Source organism: Kingella denitrificans ATCC 33394, from assembly GCF_000190695.1.
GTDB lineage: Bacteria > Pseudomonadota > Gammaproteobacteria > Burkholderiales > Neisseriaceae > Kingella_A > Kingella_A denitrificans.
Window position 1 is genome coordinate 188,370 of record NZ_GL870929.1, and the last position, 20,033, is coordinate 208,402.

General features: G+C 55.3%; 17 protein-coding genes. 10 read left to right on the forward strand and 7 right to left on the reverse strand.

Annotation, left to right across the window (positions count from 1 at the left end; translation table 11 throughout):
• The first annotated feature begins 141 nt into the window (after positions 1-141).
• The 4 genes from thrS (at position 142) to HMPREF9098_RS00940 (ending at position 4,298) form a co-directional block, all read left to right on the forward strand.
• A complete protein-coding gene (gene thrS / locus HMPREF9098_RS00925; RefSeq protein WP_003781068.1) occupies positions 142-2,055 on the forward strand; it encodes a threonine--tRNA ligase in 1,914 nt (637 codons plus the stop codon).
• 95 nt (positions 2,056-2,150) lie between these two features.
• Positions 2,151-3,002 (forward strand): hypothetical protein, encoded by an 852-nt coding sequence (locus HMPREF9098_RS00930; RefSeq protein WP_003781069.1) that lies wholly within the window; start codon positions 2,151-2,153, stop codon positions 3,000-3,002.
• 86 nt (positions 3,003-3,088) lie between these two features.
• Entirely contained in the window at positions 3,089-3,733 is a 645-nt protein-coding gene (locus tag HMPREF9098_RS00935; RefSeq protein WP_003781070.1) for a hypothetical protein, read from the forward strand.
• Positions 3,734-3,791: 58 nt separating this feature from the next.
• Complete coding sequence (locus tag HMPREF9098_RS00940) at positions 3,792-4,298, forward strand: hypothetical protein (RefSeq protein WP_040564135.1); 507 nt, start codon at positions 3,792-3,794, stop codon at positions 4,296-4,298.
• 62 nt (positions 4,299-4,360) lie between these two features.
• On the opposite strand, the gene HMPREF9098_RS00945 is transcribed toward HMPREF9098_RS00940, so the two are convergent.
• The 4 genes from HMPREF9098_RS00945 to HMPREF9098_RS00960 all read right to left on the reverse strand — a co-directional run bounded on the left by HMPREF9098_RS00945 (position 4,361) and on the right by HMPREF9098_RS00960 (position 10,564).
• On the reverse strand, positions 4,361-4,798 hold the full coding sequence (locus HMPREF9098_RS00945; protein ID WP_169309619.1) for a MarR family winged helix-turn-helix transcriptional regulator: 438 nt from the start codon (positions 4,796-4,798) through the stop codon (positions 4,361-4,363).
• A gap of 55 nt (positions 4,799-4,853) precedes the next feature.
• Positions 4,854-7,958: an efflux RND transporter permease subunit gene (locus HMPREF9098_RS00950; protein ID WP_003781074.1), complete on the reverse strand. Its 3,105-nt coding sequence runs from the start codon at positions 7,956-7,958 to the stop codon at positions 4,854-4,856.
• Positions 7,959-8,037: 79 nt separating this feature from the next.
• The gene (locus HMPREF9098_RS00955; RefSeq protein ID WP_003781076.1) at positions 8,038-9,168 is read right to left on the reverse strand and encodes an efflux RND transporter periplasmic adaptor subunit; all 1,131 of its coding nucleotides are present in this window, start codon (positions 9,166-9,168) and stop codon (positions 8,038-8,040) included.
• Positions 9,169-9,307: 139 nt separating this feature from the next.
• Complete coding sequence (locus HMPREF9098_RS00960) at positions 9,308-10,564, reverse strand: D-amino acid dehydrogenase (RefSeq protein WP_040564136.1); 1,257 nt, start codon at positions 10,562-10,564, stop codon at positions 9,308-9,310.
• Positions 10,565-10,868: 304 nt separating this feature from the next.
• Here HMPREF9098_RS00960 and HMPREF9098_RS12160 point away from each other — a divergent pair, with 304 nt between their 5' ends.
• Complete coding sequence (locus HMPREF9098_RS12160) at positions 10,869-10,994, forward strand: hypothetical protein (protein WP_257004549.1); 126 nt, start codon at positions 10,869-10,871, stop codon at positions 10,992-10,994.
• A gap of 55 nt (positions 10,995-11,049) precedes the next feature.
• Here HMPREF9098_RS12160 and lpdA read toward each other — a convergent pair whose 3' ends face one another.
• From lpdA to HMPREF9098_RS00980, 3 genes are all read right to left on the reverse strand, one after another.
• On the reverse strand, positions 11,050-12,849 hold the full coding sequence (gene lpdA / locus HMPREF9098_RS00970) for a dihydrolipoyl dehydrogenase (RefSeq protein WP_040564138.1): 1,800 nt from the start codon (positions 12,847-12,849) through the stop codon (positions 11,050-11,052).
• Positions 12,850-12,954: 105 nt separating this feature from the next.
• Positions 12,955-13,794, reverse strand: coding sequence for a dihydropteroate synthase (gene folP, locus HMPREF9098_RS00975; protein WP_003781083.1), 840 nt, complete (start codon positions 13,792-13,794; stop codon positions 12,955-12,957).
• Positions 13,795-13,969: 175 nt separating this feature from the next.
• A complete protein-coding gene (locus HMPREF9098_RS00980; RefSeq protein WP_003781085.1) occupies positions 13,970-14,776 on the reverse strand; it encodes an outer membrane protein assembly factor BamD in 807 nt (268 codons plus the stop codon).
• Positions 14,777-15,141: 365 nt separating this feature from the next.
• Here HMPREF9098_RS00980 and HMPREF9098_RS00985 point away from each other — a divergent pair, with 365 nt between their 5' ends.
• The 5 genes from HMPREF9098_RS00985 (at position 15,142) to HMPREF9098_RS01005 (ending at position 19,740) form a co-directional block, all read left to right on the forward strand.
• Positions 15,142-15,342, forward strand: a complete 201-nt coding sequence (locus HMPREF9098_RS00985; protein WP_003781086.1) for a hypothetical protein — start codon at positions 15,142-15,144, stop codon at positions 15,340-15,342.
• 133 nt (positions 15,343-15,475) lie between these two features.
• Positions 15,476-16,675, forward strand: coding sequence for a tryptophan synthase subunit beta (trpB, locus tag HMPREF9098_RS00990; RefSeq protein ID WP_003781089.1), 1,200 nt, complete (start codon positions 15,476-15,478; stop codon positions 16,673-16,675).
• Between the two features lie 72 nt (positions 16,676-16,747).
• On the forward strand, positions 16,748-17,083 hold the full coding sequence (locus tag HMPREF9098_RS00995) for a hypothetical protein (protein ID WP_147285365.1): 336 nt from the start codon (positions 16,748-16,750) through the stop codon (positions 17,081-17,083).
• A gap of 233 nt (positions 17,084-17,316) precedes the next feature.
• Positions 17,317-18,507 (forward strand): hypothetical protein, encoded by a 1,191-nt coding sequence (locus tag HMPREF9098_RS01000; RefSeq protein WP_003781094.1) that lies wholly within the window; start codon positions 17,317-17,319, stop codon positions 18,505-18,507.
• Positions 18,508-18,561: 54 nt separating this feature from the next.
• Positions 18,562-19,740, forward strand: a complete 1,179-nt coding sequence (locus tag HMPREF9098_RS01005; RefSeq protein ID WP_003781096.1) for a hypothetical protein — start codon at positions 18,562-18,564, stop codon at positions 19,738-19,740.
• Positions 19,741-20,033 lie beyond the last annotated feature (293 nt).

Genomic DNA, 20,033 nt, shown 5'->3' on the forward strand with positions numbered 1-20,033 from the left:
CCTGCACCTGTATTTGCGCGCATCTTTCTTGAAAATACCCCTTGTTTTCCCTATAATTTCGCCTATTCTTTTTCAGACAAACGCAGGCTGCCTGAAACCATTTCGGGCGGCCTGTTCAAATATTCATTTAAAGGACACGATATGCTCAATATTACCCTGCCCGACGGCAGCATCCGCCAATACGAATCCCCCGTCACCGTTGCACAAATCGCCGCATCCATCGGCTCCGGATTGGCCAAAGCCACCGTGGCGGGCAAAGTGAACGGCGTATTGCGCGATGCCTGCGACCCGATTACCGAAGATGCCGCCGTGCAAATCATCACGCCCAAAGACCCGGAAGGTGTGGAAATCATCCGCCACTCCTGTGCGCACTTGGTGGGACATGCCGTCAAACAGTTGTTCCCCAACGCGAAAATGGTCATCGGCCCCGTGATTGAAGACGGCTTTTATTACGACATCGCCGCCGAAAAACCGTTCACGCCTGAAGACATGAAGGCGATTGAAGAGCGCATGAAGCAGCTCATCAACCAAGATTACGATGTGATTAAAAAAATGCTGCCGCGCGCCGAAGTGATTGAAATCTTTAAGCAGCGCGGCGAAGACTACAAACTGCGGCTGGTGGACGACATGCCCGAAGTTACCGAAATGGGCATGTATTTCCATCAGGAATATGTGGACATGTGTCGCGGCCCACACGTGCCCAACACACGGTTTCTAAAGAACTTCAAGCTGACCAAAATGTCCGGCGCATACTGGCGCGGCGACAGCAACAACGAACAGCTGCAGCGCATTTACGGCACGGCTTGGGCCAGCAAAGACGAACTGAAAGCCTACATCACGCGCATTGAAGAAGCCGAAAAACGCGACCACCGCAAACTCGGCCGCCAGCTCGACCTGTTCCACCTGCAAGACGAAGCACCCGGCATGGTGTTCTGGCATCCGCGTGGCTGGACGCTGTGGCAGGTCATCGAGCAGCACATGCGCCGCGAATTGGACGCGGCGGGCTACCGCGAAGTGAAAACGCCGCAAATCATGGACAAAACGTTTTGGGAAAAATCCGGCCACTGGGCGAACTACAAAGACAATATGTTCCTCACCGCCTCCGAAAAACGCGAATACGCCGTGAAACCGATGAACTGCCCCGGCCACGTGCAGATTTTCAACAACACACTGCGTTCCTACCGCGACCTGCCCATGCGTTTGGCGGAATTCGGCTCATGCCACCGCAACGAACCTTCCGGCGCGCTGCACGGCCTGATGCGCGTGCGCGGCTTCGTGCAGGACGACGCGCACATTTTCTGTACCGAAGACCAAATCGCCGAAGAAACACGCAAATTCAACCTGTTGGTGATGAAAATCTATCAGCAGTTCGGCTTCGAACATGTCAGCGTCAAACTCTCGCTGCGCCCCGAACAGCGCGCCGGTTCGGACGAAATTTGGGATAAGGCCGAACAAGGCCTGCGCGACGCGCTCACCGCCTGCGGTGTTGAATGGCAGGAATTGCCTGGCGAAGGCGCGTTCTACGGCCCGAAAGTGGAATACCACATCAAAGACGCGCTCGGCCGCTCCTGGCAGTGCGGCACCATCCAGCTCGACTTCGTGCTGCCCGAACGCTTGGACGCGGAATACGTGGCCGAAGACAACAGCAAAAAACGCCCTGTGATGCTGCACCGCGCCATTTTGGGCTCGCTGGAGCGCTTCATCGGCATCTTGATTGAAGAACACGCCGGCTCCTTCCCGCTGTGGCTCGCGCCCGTGCAGATGGTGGTGATGAACATCACCGAAAAACAGGCGGATTACTGCCGCGAAGTGGTGGAAAAACTCAAAGCCGCCGGCTTCCGCGCCGAAGCGGATTTGCGCAACGAAAAAATCGGCTACAAAATCCGCGACAACAGCCAAATGCGCTATCCCTACCAAATCGTGGTGGGCGATAAGGAAATGGAAAATGGCCAAGTCGCCGTGCGCCGCAAAGGCGAGGATTTGGGCAGCATGAAAGTGGAAGATTTTATCGCGCTGCTGCAAAAAGAGATTGCGGACACGATTGGGAAAGTCTGATTTTGGTTTGATGTTTTCAGGCAGCCTGCACTTGGATGATTCTGGGTGCAGGCTGCCTGAAAACCGATTGGCCGCCGTATAGTTAAGGAGATTGGATGATGAACAGACTATTCATGGGATTGTGCGTTTATGCCGCACTGGCCGGCTGCCACCGGTCGGAAACCCTGCCTGAAAAGGCGGGCGGGACAGCCGTTGCCGAAAAGGCGGAAGAACGCATCCCATCCGATGTGCCGCCCACGCCAAAATCGCTCGGCATCGCATATCCCGAATTTCCCTCCGAAATCACGCTGAGCACTGCCGAAACCTACCGAAGCAGCCTGCAATACCAAAAGACAGACAGGCGCGAAACCGTTTATTTCACACGAAACGGACAGGCGGCAGACAGGCCGCAGCCGAACGGTTACTACCGCGAAGTGTTGGGTAAAACCACAGATGGACGCACGGTGGCAGCAGATTATTACCAAGAGGGAAAAACCTTGCGGATTGCACCGTTTGTCATCCGTGCCAAGGGAGGAATCCTCCGATTCGCGCCGAAGGGCAATGCCGACAGTATGATTGTGCGGTTTGGCAAAAACGGTAGATTGGCGGATATTGAAGAATACCGCGACGGCGTACCCGTTTCGCCGATTGCCTCCTACCATAGCGGCAGGCTGGTGGCGCAGACGAAAGACAAAATACTGACGGCGTATTACGAAGACGGCAAAACAGTGGCAATGGTGTACGATATGGCAGGAGGGGGTGGGCAAGGCGGTAAAATCACCTATTTCCGGCCGGATGGTTCGGCTATCGGCATGATCGAACTGGTGCAAAACGTGCCGGAAATCCGCTTTTCATGGGATGCATCCGGAAGGAAGACCAATCCGGAATCCGTTGCCGCCGAAGCCCGCGCGGCGGAAAAACGTTATGTCGAAGTGGGGCAGCTGGTTCGTGCTTCAATAGAAGAGTGAGAAAGTGCAGGCTGCTTTTCGGGGCGGCAAAACCGCAAAAGCAGCCTACATTGCCGCATGGCAAACCGTATGAAGGATAGCCAACAATGGAAGTCATGATTATCCTGCTCAGCATCCTGCCGTTTGTTCTTGCGCTATGCAGCCTTTGGGTGGTGTGGTGGCGAAACGAGCAGATTGCGCCAACCGACGCAAGCAGGCTGCAAAGGTTTTTGGCAATTTTTTGGGCTGCGGCATCGGCATATCTGTTTTGCCCCGCACTATACAGCACTTTGGCCACCGCCTCGCACCACCCGGGATACAATTCCCATATTAACGAAATCCGTGGGTTTCTCGGCGGATGGCTGTCTGTTCTGCCGTTTGCCGCCTTGCTGCCCGGTGTTCTGGCATTGCAGAATCGTTGGCACGGCGGCCAGGTTTTTGGCAAGCTGGCTGCGCTGTATGCGTGCACGGTCATGCTTGTCATTACTTTTATCACGGGGACGAATATGGGCGGACTGTTGATATCGCAGCTGCTGCCGTCATTATGGGGCTGGTGGGAAATGTTGTTTGAGCAGCACGGCTGGGGTGGGACAATATACGATTTGGAGCATTGCGATTACAGCTTTGGATCTACTGTGCTGTGGATGGCATGGATAGGCATCGTCAGCACCGCCTTGCTGGCCGCATGGTTTTTGTGCGTTTTCCGTGCCAGAATTTCGCGGCTGGTGCAGTGGTTGAAGCAGCGCGGTTAAAGGTTGAAATTAGGGTGCAGGCTGCTTTTGCCCATGCCGGACTGTGAAAGGAAGAACGATGAAAATATATTTAACGGCAGCATTGCTGCTTTTATCTGCCTGCCGCAGCGGAGAGCCGCCGCTGGTGAAGCATGAGCTGTCGCTGCCGGAAGCCGTGCAGGGGCAGGGTTATTATGCGGAAGTGAAGTTGCCGTTTTCCCATTTGGATAAGCGGTGGACGGTGCCGTTGAACAGCGGTTTTGCGCTGTCTTCGTTGAATTCGGGCGGTGGCACGCGCATCGCCCTGAGCCACAGCGGCACGCAGCCGTATCACGAATTGGAAGAGCGGCTGACGCTGAACGGCAGCACAGGCGGCGGCAGCCTGTATGAACGCCATCAAGCGGAGTTGTATGTGAAAGTGCATCGCGCGGACGACCCGGAGTTGCAGCATTGCACGCCGCTGCGCCCCAAACCGAATGTGCTGATGTACGATTGCAGCGCGCAAAACCGCCGCTACGCACAGGCGCGGCAGGACGGCACGCTGTGCGAAAAATACCCAGACCAATGCCGTTTGAAGGTCGATTAAAGCGCCAAAAGCAGCCTGCACTTGGATTGTTCCGTGTGCAGGCTGCTTTTTTGCGTTTGGCTTCACGCGCGCATATTGTCCGCCAACAGGTTGAGCAATATACGGATTTGGCGAATCAGCTCCGTGCAGTTTTCCTTGCCGAACTGCTGTGCGGTCTGCGCCTCAATCGCGCTTAATTTTTCCACCATCGGCAGGGTAACGCTTTTGCCGTGCGCCGTCAGCGAGAGGCGCTTCTCTCGGCGGTCTGCCGCGCCCGGGCTGTGTTGCAGCAAACCTTTGGTGTGCAGCTGCTTGCAAACGGCGGACACGGTCTGCTTGGGCAGCGACCATTCTTCGGCAATCTCTTGCTGCGTGCTGCCGCTGCGCATGCTCAAATAATAAAGCACATAAAATTCGTTGGCGGAAAACCCGTTTTGCTTGGCCCATTGGGCATACAGGTTCTGGCCGAGGGTGCACAGCTCGCAGAGTTCGTCAAATTCGGATATCGGGGATTTGTTCATAAGTGTTTGTGTTTCCATATTGTTTTAAAGTGCAGGCTGCTTTTGCCGTGCACAATCATCGGTCGGGTAATTCCGCCGCATCGCGGTCTTGCTGTGTGACGCTGGTAAGCCGTCCCAGCTTCGGCGCCATCCAGCCGCGCAAATCGTCCATCAGCGTATAAACCACGGGCACGAATACCAGGCTCAGCAGCGTGGACGCAATCAGCCCGGAAATCACGGTAATCGCCATCACGGCGCGGAAGCCGTCGCCCGAACCACCGGCAAACACCGCGGGCACCATGCCGGCCACCATCGCCAGCGTGGTCATGATAATCGGGCGCGAGCGCTCTTTGCCCGCCTGCAACAAGGCTTCCTGCCGCGCAATGCCGTGCCGGCGTTTTTCAATCACAAAATCCACCAGCAAAATGGAGTTTTTGGTCACAATCCCCATCAGCATGAGGATGCCGATGACGGAAGCCAAGTCCAGCGCGCTGCCCGTGAGCAGCAGCCCAGCCACCGCGCCGCCGATGGACAGCGGCAGGGCGACCAGAATCGTGAGCGGTTGCAGGAAATCGGCAAACAGCAAAATCAGCACCACCAGCACCATCATAATGCCGAAGCCCATGGCTAGCGCGAATTGCTCGAACATTTCCGTCATAAATTCCGCGTCGCCCGTTTCGGCTTTGCGCACGCCGGCGGGCAGGCTTTTCCACACGGGCAGCGTGTCGATTTCGGCCAGCACTTCGCCGATGGTGCGGCCGGGCGCCAAATCGGCTTCCACGGCAATGCGGCGGGCGCGGTCGAAACGCTCCAAGCTGGCCGAGCCTTGCGACAGGGTAATGTCTGCCACGCTGGCCAAAGGAACGCTGCCGCCCTGCGCGGTAGGCACGGCAAGGCGTTTGATGGCTTCGATGTCGTTTTTGGCCATATCGTTCAGCAGCACGCGGATGGGGATTTGGCGGTCGGGCAGGTTGAACTTGGCGGAGGCGGATTCCAAATCGCCCACGGTGGCAATCCGCAGCAAATTGCCCACCGATGCGGGCGTGATGCCCAGCCGTGCGGCTTCTTCCTGCCGCAGTTTCACTTGCAGTTCGGGTTTTTGCAGCGGTTCGTTCAGTTGCACGTTGGCAATGCTGCCGATTTTCTGCATTTGCGCTTTCAAGGTATGTGCAGCCTGCGTTAAGGCTTTGGGGTCGGAACCCGTCAGCACGATGGACACGTCGCGTTGTGCGAAATCGTTTTGGAACGAGAAGCGTATGTCGGCAAACTGTGCCAAATCCTGCCGCATTTTCGCTTCCATTTCTTTTTGGCTCAATTCGCGTTCTTTGGCGGGCACCAGCGATACCAGCAGCGTGCCTTTATACACTTCGCCGCTGCTGCCGGCTTCGGAATATACGTTCACCACTTCCTTGTGCCGGCGCAGCCGGGCGGCGATTTGCTGCAATTTTTCATCGGTCTGGTTCAGCGTGCTGCTGGGGGGCAGGGTGATGGACACCGTGCTTTTGCCGATGTCGCTTTGCGGCACGAAGCCGGTGGGCAGCAGCGGCACCATCAGCGCGGAAAGCAGCAGCACGCCCAATCCGGCGGCCAGCGTGGTTTTGCGCCAATGCAGGGCGGTGTCCAGCAGTTTCAAATAAAGCGACAGGAATTTGCCGTTTGCTTGGGCGGGGGCTTCATGTGCAGGCTGCTTTTGGGTGTGCGGCAGCGGTTTGAGGATGTAGGCCGCCAACAGGGGTGTGGCCATGCGCGCCACCAGCAGGGAAGCCGCCACCGCCGCCGACACGGTAACGCCGAATTGGCTGAAATACTGACCCACCACGCCGCTGATAAAGCTTACCGGCAGGAATACGGCGATAATCGTGCCGCTGATGGCCACCACCGCCAAACCGATGGCGTCCGAAGCGTCAATCGCCGCCTGAAACGGGCGTTTGCCCATGTGCAGGTGCTGCTCGATATTTTCAATTTCCACAATCGCATCGTCCACCAGAATGCCGATGACCAGCATAATCGCCAGCAGGGTGATGCTGTTGAGCGTGTAGCCCAGCAGCTGCATGACGAAAAAGGTGGGGAGCACGGAAAGGGGCAGGGCAAGCGCGGCCACCAGCGTGGCACGCCAGTTGCGCAGAAACAGCATCACCACCAGCACGGTGAGCAGTGCGCCTTCCAGCAGCGTGTTCATGGTAACGCGGTAATTTTCGCGCGTGTTTTCCACCGAATTGTGGACGATGGAGATTTTGACGTCGGGGTTTTCCGCCGCCAGTTTCGCCACCGCCTGTTCCACGCCTTCGGCCACCACCGTGTCGCTCGAACCTTTGCTGCGCAATACGTTGAAGCCGATGACTTCTTTGCCGTTCAAACGGGCGCGGTCACGAACCTGCTCGCTGCTGTCGCGCACGGCGGCCAATTCGGACAATTTGACGAACCGTCCGCCGCCCAGCGAAATCGGTGTGTCGGCAAGCTGTTGCAGGGTTTGTGCGCTGTTCAGCACGCGGATGGATTGTTCCTGCGCGTTGGAAATGGTGCGGCCGGCGGGAATATTGGCGTTGGTTTGCGCCAGTTGCGCGTTCACTTGTTCGGCGGTAATGCCCAGCGCGTTCAGGCGTTCGGGTTTCAGGGCGACGTGGATTTCGCGTTTCGCACCGCCGATGCGCGTTACCTGTTGCACGCCGCGCACGGCCAACAGTTCGCGGCTCACCGTGTCGTCAATAAACCATGACAGTTCGGCCGGACTCATGTTCGGTGCTTGGACGACATAGTTAATCAGCGCGCCGCCTTCGGTATCCAGCCGCTCCACCACGGGCTCGGTAATGCTTTGCGGCAGGTTGCTGCGGATTTGGGCGATGGTGTTGCGCACGTCGTTCACGGATTTGTCGATGTCGGTGCCGAGCGCAAATTCCACGGTGGTGGAAGACGCGCCGTCGGTAATCGTGGAGGTGATGTGGCGCACGCCGGTCATGCCTGCCAATGCGTTTTCAATCCGCGTGGTCACGGATTTTTCCATTTCGTCGGGCGATGCGCCGGACTGTGCCACGGAAACGGTAACAATCGGGAAGCTGACGCTTGGGTCGGCGTTGATGGGCAGCCGTTGGAAGGAGAGGGTGCCGATAACGGTCAGCACGATGAACAGCACGATGGTAAATATCGGCTTGCGGATGGCCCATGAGGAAATTTTGAAATTCATGTGAAACCTGTGTTGTGTTGGCAATGTGGATTGGGCGGTGTGCAGGCTGCTTTTGGGAAGGATGAAAAGCAGCCTGCACTTATTTCTGCGGCTCGGTAACGGGAATAATCAAATCGCCATCGCTTACAAACGCCGCTGCATTTCTCACCACACGCGCACCGGCATTCACGCCCGATACGATTTCCACCCATTCCGCGTTCTGCCGCCCTATGTTCACCGCCTGCCGCTTCACGCGGTTGTCCGCGCCCACCAGCATCACAAACGCCTGTCCGTCGTCGGCAAACGACACGGCCTGAACGGGCAGTGCGGCGGCGGATTCCTGCGTCGGCAGTTGCACTTCGGCTTCGCCATACGCGCCGTTTTGCAGTGCAGGCTGCTTTTCCAACGCAATCCGCACCGTGCCCAAGCGCGTGCCGCTGTCCATTTGCGGCGAAATCAGGCGGATGCTACCCGAAAGCGGTTCATGCTGCCCGCGCACGCGCACTTTGGCCGGCATACCCGTTTTCAGCACCGACAATTCGTCTGCCGTGGCATTGGCCGCCAGTTCCATTTCGCCGTCTTGGATGATGTGGAACAGCGCGTCGCTGCCCGTCAATGCGCCGGCCTCTGCCGCACGCTGGCTGATAATGCCCGACACGGGGGCGGTGATTTCCGCTTTCGCGCGCTGGTGGCGGCTGTCGGTGAGCTGCGATTGCAGCTGTGCAATTTCCGCGCGGGCAGCCTGCACATTCGCCTGCGCCGATTCCAAACGCAAACGCTGCTGGTCAAGTTCCTGCGGCGTGACTGCGCCTTCGTTGGCCAGTGGACGGTAGCGGTTGAACGTGGCTTGAGCCTCACGCCATTCCGCCTGCCGCGCATTCAGGTTCGAGCGCGCCTTGGCCAGCGCCATTTCGCTTTGCCGCAAAGCAGCCTGCACATTCACGCTGTCCAGACGCGCCAGCACTTGCCCTTTTTCCACGCGCTGCCCGACATCGGCATTCACTTCCAAAATCTTCAAGCCGCTCAAAGCCGTGCCGACTGCCACGTCTTCTTTGGCGGCCACTGTGCCCGTCAAGTGCAGGGTCGGTGTCGCCGTCTGTTTGCCCACGGCCACCACGTTCACGCGCATGGCGGCATCGGGCGTGGAGGCTTGGGTATTATCTGCTTCGGGTTGTGAGCAGGCGGATAATCCGAAAATGGCGCATAAAATCAAAGGATAAATGGGTTTCATTGTGTCGTCTGCATAAAAATAGTCCAATAAGCGACCGATTATAGTCGTTTATTGGACTATTAACAAGCCGGCAAAAAGTGCAGGCTGCTTTTCAATAACGCAAAAAGCAGCCTGCACTTTTGTCCGCGTGTTCAACGCATCAGCAGGAATACCGCGCCATGCTCAAATCATCGGTGCGGATTTCGGCTTTGCCCGAATGCAGCAAATCGACGGTGGTTTTGCCCGAACCGAGCGACATGGTCCAGCCCAGCGTGCCGTGCCCCGTGTTGGTGAACAGGTTTTCAAAGCGGGTGGCGCCGATAATGGGCGTGCTGTCGGGCGTGACGGGGCGCAGGCCGCTCCAATATTCGGCTTCTTGCAGGCTGCCGCTGCCGGGGAAAAGTTCGTTGGTCACCTGCATCAGCGTTTCGCGGTGGACTTGCGGCAGGCGGATTTCATAGCCCGACAACTCGGCCATGCCGCCCACGCGGATGCGCTTGTCGAAGCGGGTGAGGGCGACTTTGTAGGTTTCGTCCAGCACGGTGGATTGCGGGGCTTTGCTTTCGTCGGTGATGGGGATGGTCAGCGAGTAGCCTTTGATGGGGTAAATCGGCAGTTTTAGCCCCAGTTGCGCCAGCATCGGGCGGCTGAAGCTGCCCAGCGCGCAGACAAAAGCGTCGGCGGTGTGGGTTTCGGTGCGTGTTTGCACGCTGGTAATGCGGTTGCCGCTGGTGTTGAAGCCGACAATGGTGCGGTTGAATAGGAAGTTCACGCCGCGCTCTTGGCACAGCTGCGCGAGTTTTTGTGTGAACAGGCGGCAGTCGCCCGTGCTGTCGTTGGGCAGCTGGAAGGCACCGGCAATTTGGTGGCGGATGTGGGCGAGCGCGGGTTCGAACTGTATCGCGCCGTCCGCATCGAGCTCTTGGTAGGGAACGTTGAAGCTGTCGAGCACGCCCATTTGTTTTTGGTGTTGGGTAAACAGTTCTTTGTCGCGGAACAGGTGCAGCGTGCCTTTGTGCCGTTGTTCGAAATTCAGGCCTTCTTCGGCTTCGAATTGGTGCAGCAGGTGGCGGCTGTATTCGGAAATCCGCATCATGCGCGATTGGTTGCGGGCATAGGCCGCGCTGGTGCAGTTGGCGGTCATTTTGGCGAGCCATTCCAGTTGGAACAGGCTGCCGTCGGGTTTGATAATCAGCGGAGAATGCTCTTTGCCCAGCCATTTGAGTGCTTTCATCGGCACATTGGGGGCGGCCCAAGGCGTGGTGTAGCCGAACGATAACTGTCCGGCATTGCCGTAGCTGGTTTCGTCGGCAACGCCTTGTGTGCGGTCAATCACGGTAACTTGGTGGCCCAGTTTGTTGAGATAGTAGGCGGTGGCGGTGCCCACGACACCTGCGCCTAATACGATAACGTGCATGACGGTCTCCTTGTTGGGTAGTGATGGCAATGTGCAGCGTGCAGGCTGCTTCGAGTGATTGGAAAGAGCAAAAAAAACAACGGGGAAAACAGGAGTTGCGATGTGCAGGCTGCTTTTTGTCATGCAGCACGAATAGTCAGATATAGTGGATTAAAATGGCAATGATACGGCGTTGGCTCGCCTTGACGTACCACCTGTACGCCTTGCGGCTCGCCGCCTTGTCTCATTTTTATTTTAATCCACTATATTGGGATAAGAATAGTGTCAAGATAACCAATTTGCCGGGATTTGGCAAGCTGTTTTCATGTTCGGGCGCGTCAATGCTGAAATCGCGCAAATGGTGCTTGCCCGACAAAACGTGCAGGCTGCTTTTGGCTTGCGGAAAAAGCAGCCTGCACGTTCCGAATGCGGCATAAATAAGGCTGCTTGAAAATATCCTGAACATTCAGCATATTCCAAGCAGCCTGCATTAAATGCGGATTACATTATTTCTTTTTCTTTTGCGGCGGCAAGTCGGTGCAAGTGCCGTTGGCCACTTCCGCCGCCATGCCGATGCTTTCGCCCAAGGTCGGGTGCGGATGGATGGTTTTGCCGATGTCTTCCGCATCGCAGCCCATCTCAATCGCCAGGCAGATTTCGCCAATCATATCGCCCGCGTGCGTGCCGACGATACCGCCGCCGATGATACGGCCTGTTTCCGCATCAAAAATCAGCTTGGTGAAGCCTTCGTCGCGGCCGTTGGCGATGGCGCGGCCGCTGGCAGCCCACGGGAATACGGCTTTGGTGATTTTGATGCCGTCGCGTTTGGCGATTTCTTCGGTAACGCCCACCCAAGCCACTTCGGGGTCGGTGTAGGCCACGCCCGGAATCACGCGCGCGTCGAAGTAGGCTTTGTGGCCGGCGCAGTTTTCGGCAGCCACATGGCCTTCGTGCACGGCTTTGTGCGCCAGCATGGGTTGGCCGATCACGTCGCCGATGGCGTAGATGTGCGGCACGTTGGTGCGCATTTGTTTGTCCACTTCAATAAAGCCGCGCTCGGTAACGGCCACGCCGGCTTTTTCGGCGGAGCAGAGTTTACCATTCGGCGCACGGCCGGCAGCCACCAGCACCAAGTCGTAGCGTTGCGGCTCTTTCGGCGCTTTTTCGCCTTCAAAGGTGACGTAGATGCCGTCTGCTTTGGCTTCCACGGCCACGGTTTTGGTGTTGGTCATGATGTTGTCGAAGCGGTGGGCGTTCATTTTCTCCCACACTTTCACCAAGTCACGGTCGGCACCCTGCATCAGGCCGTCCATCATTTCCACTACATCCAAGCGTGCGCCCAGCGTGCTGTACACGGTGCCCATTTCCAGGCCGATGATGCCGCCGCCGATAACCAGCATTTTTTCCGGCAGTTTGCCGCCGTTTTGGCGCAGTTCCAGCGCACCGGTGCTGTCCACAATGCGTGGGTCTTCGGGGATGAAGGGCAGTTTCACCACGCGGCTGCCGACGGCGATGATACAGTTTTTGAAGGCGACAGTTTTTTTCGCGCCGGTTTCTTTGGCTTGTTCGTATTGTGCGGATTCGGTGAGCGATACTTCGATGTGGTTTGCGCCCACGAATTGGCCGTTACCTTGGATGATGTCCACTTTGCGGGCTTTGGCCATGCCTGCCAGGCCGCCGGTGAGTTTGGCGATGACTTTTTCTTTATAACCGCGCAGTTCGTCCACATTGATTTCGGGTTCGCCGAATTTGATGCCGTTTTTCACCAAGTGTTTCACTTCGTCAATCACGGCGGCGTTGTGCAGCAGTGCTTTGGACGGGATGCAGCCCACGTTCAGGCACACGCCGCCCAAGGTGCTGTATTGCTCGATGATGGCGGTTTTCAAACCTTCGTCGGCTGCGGCGAAGGCAGCGGAATAGCCGCCGGGGCCGCCGCCCAATACCACCACGTCGTATTCGGCATCGGCAGAACCGGCAAATTGTGCAGCCTGCGGTGCGGGCGCAGCGGCTTTAGGGGCTTCTTGGGCAGGTGCTGCGGCAGCTTTCGGCGCTTCGGCAGCGGCAGACGCACCGGCGGCTTCGATTACGGCAATCACGCCGCCTTCGGAAATTTTGTCACCCACTTTTACTTTCACTTCTTTCACCACGCCTGCGGCTTCGGCCGGCACGTCCATGGTGGCTTTGTCGGTTTCCAATGTAATCAGCGTGTCGTCGATGGCGATGGTGTCGCCTGCTTTGATTTCTACGGCAATAATATCGACATTTTCATGCCCGCCGATATCGGGTACTTTCAATTCAATGGTCATGGGGTAAACCTTTCTGGCTTTATCAATAGAAATTATGCGGACAAAAGCAGCCTGCACTGAACAAAATGGCAGTATTATAGCCCTGATTTGCCGCTTTGACTAATCTTATGCAGCAGGCGCGAGCGTTTGCCACACTTTAAGCGCGTCTGCCGTTTCGCGGACATCGTGCACGCGCACAATAGCGGCGCCCTGCGTGTAAGCGAACAGGGCGGCGGCCACACTGCCGGACACGCGCTCCATCGGGTCGGTGCGGCCGGTGATTTCGCCAATCATGCGTTTGCGCGACACGCCGGCCAGCACGGGATATTCGTCGACAAATTCGCGCAGGTGCCGCATGAGCTGGAGATTGTGCGGCAAATCTTTAGCAAAGCCGAAGCCCATGTCCCACACGATGCGTTCGCGCTCAATACCGGCCTGCGTGCAGATTTCGGTGCGCTCGCGCAGGTATTGCTTCACTTCGGCAACGGTGTCGCGGTATTGCGCGTGGGATTGCATATTGTGGGGCCGGCCTTTCATGTGCATCAGGCAGATGCCGGTATCGGCAGACTGTGCGAGCAGGGCCACCGCGCCTTCGTCTTCCAGCGCCTGCACATCGTTCACGATGTCGATATAGCCGTGTTCCAAAGCAGCCTGCATCACGGAAGTGTGGCGCGTGTCTAAGCTGACGGGCACGTTCCAGCGCGATACTTCCGCCAGCACGCCGCGCACGCGCTGCCATTCGTCTTCGGGCGACACGGGCGCGCTGCCCGGGCGGGTGGATTCGCCGCCGATGTCCAAAATATCCGCACCGTCGCGTAGCAGCTGCTCGGCGTGGGCGCAGGCAGCCTGCACATTTTGGTTATAGCGGCCGCCGTCCGAAAAAGAATCCGGCGTTACATTAACAATGCCCATTATTTTGGGCGTGCTCAAATCGATGGGAAAGCGGGTGGTCTGCCAAACGGCCATTTCCAGTCCTTTCAATATAGTGGATTAAAATAAAAATGAGACAAGGCGAGCCAACGCCGTATCATTGCAATTTTAATCCACTATAAGGTTGATTCGGGGGACGAAAAAGCAGCCTGCACGAATGGGGCGTTCGCCAAGTGCAGGCTGCTTTTGAAGTGCTTGAATGATATGTCGTTTATTTCCACCAGCGCCACCAGGGGATATCGTCCGGCTGCCAAGATTTGGCCAGATAAGGGCTGTTGGCAAAGTTTTGCTGCAACACGCGGCGCGTATCGTCCGCCAGTTGCGTATTGCCCATTTTTTCGTAGCTGAAAATCATGATGGCCAAGGCTTCTTCTACATAGCGCGTGTTCTGATATTGCTGCAACACGCGTTGCGCGCGGTTGTTGGCCGCCACATAAGCATGGCGTTTGGCGTAATAACGCGCGATGGCGATTTCGTGGCCGCCCAAAGCATCCACCAGCTGCGCCATGCGGCGGCGCGAATCTTCCGCATATTTGCTTTGCGGGAAGCGATTGACCAACTGCTCAAACACACGGAACGCACGGCGGTTGGCTTCCGGGTCGCGGTCGGACCAGTCTTGCGATGCCAGTTTGCGCAGGAAGGATTGGTCTTCCGCGAAGAAAATCAAGCCTTTCAGATACAAAGCATAATCCATGTCCACACTGGCCGGATAATTGCGTTCGAAACGCGACAGAAGCGCCAAAGCCTGTGACATTTCTTCATTTTTGTAATGCGCGTATGCGGAATCCAGCAACGATTGCTCCGTGTAGCGGCCGTCCGGCTGGCGGGCGCGCAATACGCCGTACAACGCATTGGCATGGCTGTAGTTCCCGCTGTTCAAAGCATTCCGCGCTTCGCTATACAGGCGGTCGTTCGACCAGTCTTTGCTCATTTGCGCGTCTTTGCTGACCGTGGCGTTCGGTGTGGCGCACGCCGAAAGTATTGCCATAACAATGGAAGCGGCAACGATTTTTTTCATAAATCACGTTCCTTTATGAACCAAAATGAAGGATAACGGGCGCATTTTACTGTTTTTGTCTTATTTCGGGAATACTTAAATTGCACGGCGCAAAACAAACACTTGCGGCGGAACCGCGCAACGTTGCTAAAACAAGACAATATTTTTGATTTGAATCAAAAAATAATTTTTAAATTTTAAATAGATACCTATTTTTATTATAAAAACGATTGACCGCCCGCATAAAAATTGGGCAATATAGGGAAGTTTAGATAATCTGCCTTAAAGACAGACCGTTTGATTGCAAACAGCGGATTTTCGATGGGCGCGGTTGCACCGCCGTCCGACTGATTTCGTTTTTAACCGTTTATTTAAAGGAAAATATCATGGCTCAAACAAAAATCGCCGTATCCGGCATGGCTTCAAAAAATGATGCCGACAAATTGGTAGCAGCAACCGACAGCGTTACCGGCGTGAAATTTGTGAATGCAAACGTGGAAGGCGGCTATGTGGTGGTAACGCACGGCGACAACTTTGACGAAGCGGCATTCAAAGCAGCGGTGGCCGCCGCCGGTTTCAGCGCATAACCCAACGGATGTTTCAAAAGCAGCCTGCACCTTATAATTTATGGTGTGCAGGCTGCTTTTTTGTGGCAAAAATCCGGGCGATTCGCTATATAATGGCATCCCTATTTGAAAGAACATTCGAGGACGGCGTTTTATGAATTACCAAGCACCTGATAAAAGCGGATTTTTCGGCGAACACGGCGGCGTGTACGTTGCCGAAACCCTGATTCCCGCCCTGCAAGAATTGGCAGCGGCCTACCAAGCCGCGAAAAACGACCCCGCGTTTTGGGAAGAGTTCCGCCACGATTTGAAACACTACGTCGGCCGCCCCAGCCCCGTTTACCATGCCGCGCGATTGTCAGAGCATCTGGGCGGCGCGCAAATCTGGCTGAAGCGCGAAGACTTGAACCACACCGGCGCGCACAAGGTCAACAACACCATCGGTCAGGCATTGCTCGCCCGCCGCATGGGCAAAAAACGCGTCATCGCCGAAACCGGCGCGGGTCAGCACGGCGTGGCCTCCGCCACCGTTGCCGCCCGCTTCGGTATGGAATGCCATGTTTACATGGGCGCGGACGACATCATCCGCCAAGCGCCGAACGTGTTCCGCATGAAATTATTGGGCGCGAACGTGGTCAGCGTGGACAGCGGCAGCCGCACGCTGAAAGACGCGATGAACGAAGCCATGCGCGAATGGGTCGCCCGCGTGGACGACACGTTCTACATCATCGGCACCGCCGCCGGCCCCGCGCCGTATCCCGAAATGGTGCGCGATTTCCAATGCGTTATCGGCAACGAAGCCAAAGAGCAAATGCAGGCTGCCATCGGCCGTCAGCCTGATGTTGCCGTGGCCTGCGTGGGTGGCGGCTCGAACGCCATCGGCCTGTTCCACCCGTATATCGGCGAAGAAAACGTGCGCCTTGTCGGCGTGGAAGCCGGCGGACGAGGCACGGACACCCCCGACCACGCCGCGCCGATTACCAGCAAAGCCCCCATCGGCGTGCTGCACGGCTTCCGCAGCTACCTGATGCAGGACGAAAACGGCCAAGTCTTGGGGACGCACTCTGTTTCCGCAGGGCTGGACTACCCCGGCATCGGCCCGGAGCACAGCCACCTCGCCGACATCGGCCGTGTGGAATACCATGCGGCGAATGACGACAAGGCTTTGGAAGCGTTTGATTTGCTATGCCGCTTTGAAGGCATCATCCCCGCGCTGGAATCCAGCCACGCCGTGGCTTGGGCGGTGGAAAACGCGCCGAAGATGGGCAAAGACCAGGTGATTCTGGTGAACCTGTCGGGGCGCGGTGACAAGGACATCAACACGGTGGCGAAGTTGAAAGGGATTGAGTTGTAAGGCGCATGTGCAGGCTGCCTGAAAGGTTGGAAACGGCTTTTCAGGCAGCCTGCAAACTATATGGGGAACATTATGAAGATGGTTACTAAATTCTTCGCCTTTTTGATTTTACTGTGGCTGATACTGGCGTTTTTCGCACCTTATAATAACGTTGCAGGGGTTGTGATTTTGCTTGCGGTAATTGTGTCCGGCATTGTTTTTATTCTGGTGCCCTATGTAACGGTGCGGTTGGCGTATTGGGTTTATGTGGTGGCTGCCCACTTTTTTCACGGCAAAGAAATAAAAAAACCGGATGACCTTTCGATGCTGCTGGATATTCTCCTGTTTCCCCTTGCTGCATACATACTGTATTACTTGCATACTGATCATCGGTGGTATCGCCTTCTTGAGTTGTGGGATAAATTGTAGCAAGTGCAGCCTGCATGAGCAGGGTATGGGGGAACGTAGGCAGTTTTCAGGCAGCCGCCTGAAAATACAAATTTAAAAAAGTGCAGGCTGCTTTCAAAGCCCTCAAACGGTTCAAAAAGCAGCCTGCACATTCAAAAACACACAGAAAAGGCCGTTTGGCAACAACGCAGCAGCCGTAGGTTGGGCCGATAAACCCACGCTTGCAGGCAGCCTGCACTTTATTGGAGAACACCATGAAAATAGTGACCAAAACCCTTGCGCTTTCAGTTTTTATGCTGCCGGCATTGGCGTTTGCCGAAGCAGTTGGCGGTATGGGGGAAACTCTCATAAGCATTATTTTGATACTGGGCGGTGTCTATTTTATTTTGTTGCCTTATGTAATGACGCGGTTGGTGTATTGGATATTGGTTATCTGCCTTGCTTCCGGCAAAAAAACAGAAAAACTGAATTCTGGTTGGATTCTGTTGGATATTTTCATGTTTTCTCTGGCGGGATATTGGTACATTAGTTTTGTACTTTTACCCCAACGGGAAAGCAGGGAGCGTGAACGTCTTGAACAATTGAGCCAAATCACGCTGCCTGCGCCGCAAACCGTTGCGGGTATCGCCATGCCGGCCGGAACATATCTTGAAACCGAGATTGCAGAACGCACGCACTCCGAACCCGACAAATTTATTAATGCAAAATTTCCTCAACCGGTTGTGTGGAACGGCATTCCTATTACGGTTATGGAAAGGAAATTGAGCGATCAGGATGACTATTGGCGGGATAGTACAATTTATACCGAGTCTAAAAAACCGGTCAGTATCGGGCAATGGCTTTGTGAGGGTAAAGATTTGGAATGGCGGCTTATCCCGCAAGCCAATGGCAAGCCACCGGAGATTCCTTATAACCAATCGGTAGAGCCTTATGTTTATTTGTCCAGCTGTTTTTTGGAGAAAGTGCAGACCGCATTGCTGCCCGAATTCGGCGCGATGTTTAAAGTGAGGTTCATCCGTCGGGACAACGACAAATATCGGGATGCTGCCAAAGGGTTTTGGCGTACCGGAGCATCCAGATACAGCGAAGAATCGCGTGAATCCGGCAGAATGGATTTCCGCTCTTTGGGTTTGTCGGTGGACACGGCGCGGGTGGTACACGAATTTGCCGCCGAACTGGGAGACAATCCGAACATGAATTGCCAAATGCCCGAGCATACTTTTTTGGTGTGGCAAAAGTCCCGGCCGGAAGTGATTTTGGCAGCCAGCCCCGAACCGAAGAGAATCCCGAAAAAATGCTGGGGCAAAACGATTGTGCCGACACCGATTGAAGCGCTTTCCAAGCAGCTTGGGCCGAATTACGCATCCTTTTTTGATGGAGCAGAGCAATATTTCAAGCAAGCACAGGCGGTAAGCAGTGAGCAGAAAAATGCTGCGAAACCTTAACCTGCGCTGAAAATCCGCCCCAAAAGCAGCCTGCACTTTGAATTGGAGGACATTATGAAGATGATGACCAAAGCCATTGCACTTTCGGTTTTCATGCTGCCGGCATTGGCGTTTGCTACGCCTTATTTTGATGGTTTTTTGGGAGTGTTTTTTATTGCGATTGGAGTGATGCTAGCTGCAATTTTTTCTTATGTCGTGATGCGGTTAATGTATTGGTGCTATGCGGCTGCCTGCTTTTTTTCCGGCCAGAAATTAGGAAAAATAGGACTTTGGCTGATTATATTGGATATTCCTGTATTTTATTTTGCCGCATATCTCTACCATACTTCTATTGAGAGTGAACGGGAGGAAAAGCGCCTCGAGCAGTTAAGCCCAATCACGCTGCCTGCGCCCCAAACCGTTGCAGGTATTGCCATGCCGGCAGGAACATATCTTGAAACCAATATTACAAAGCGCAAGCAACCCGAACCCGACAAATTTGTTTATGCAGGATTTTCACAACCGGTTGTGTGGAATGGCATTCCCATTGTGCGGATGAAAAGGGATTTAAGTATTGGCGATGAATATTGGCAGGATCGTACAATTTATACCGAGCCTGAAAAACCGGTCAGCATCGGGCAATGGATTTGTCAGACTGGGCTATATTTGGAATGGCAGCTGCTCCCGCAAGCTGATGGCAAGCCACCGGAGATTCCTTCCCACCAATCGGCAGAGCATTATGTCTATTTGTCCGACTGCACTTTGGAGGAAGGGCAGACCGCATTGCTGCCCGAATTCGGTACTGTTCTTGAAGTGGGGGCTATCCGTCGGGAAAACGACAAATATCGGGATGTTACCAAAGGGTTTTGGCGTACCGGAGCATCCGGATACGGCGAAGAATCGCGGAAATCCGGCAGAATGGATTTCTATTCTTTGGATCTGTCGGTGGATGCGGCACGGATAGTGCACGAATTTGCCGCCAAGCTGGAAGACAATCCGAACATGAATTGCCAAATGCCCGAGCATACTTTTTTGGTGTGGCAAAAGTCCCGGCCGGAAGTGATTTTGGTAGCCAGCCCCGAACCGAAGAGAATCCCGAAAAAATGCTGGGGCAAAACGCTTGTGCCGACACCGATTGAAGTACTTTCTAAGCAGCTTGGGCCGAATTATGAATCCTTTTTTAACGGGGCAGAGCAATATTTCAAGCAAACGCAGGCGGCAAGCAGTGAGCAGGAAAATGCTGCGAAACCTTAACCTGCGCTGAAAATCAGCCCCCAAAGCAGCCTGCACCCTGAAACCAAAGTGCAGGCTGCTTTTGAATTGCAGACGAAATGAAATCAATACAACGCCAGCCTGTTGCCCGAAAATTGCCAGCCGATATAACCATCCTTTGGCAGTAACATATTCATACAAAAGAACTATTGACTTTAATCGGTCAATCATGAGATTTTTCGCGGTTAAAAAATCAGCGGCTGTGGATAGGGCGGATATATCGGTATTCCGTCATTTTATCCGCCGCCATTACCCAATCTCTACACAAGGAGAGA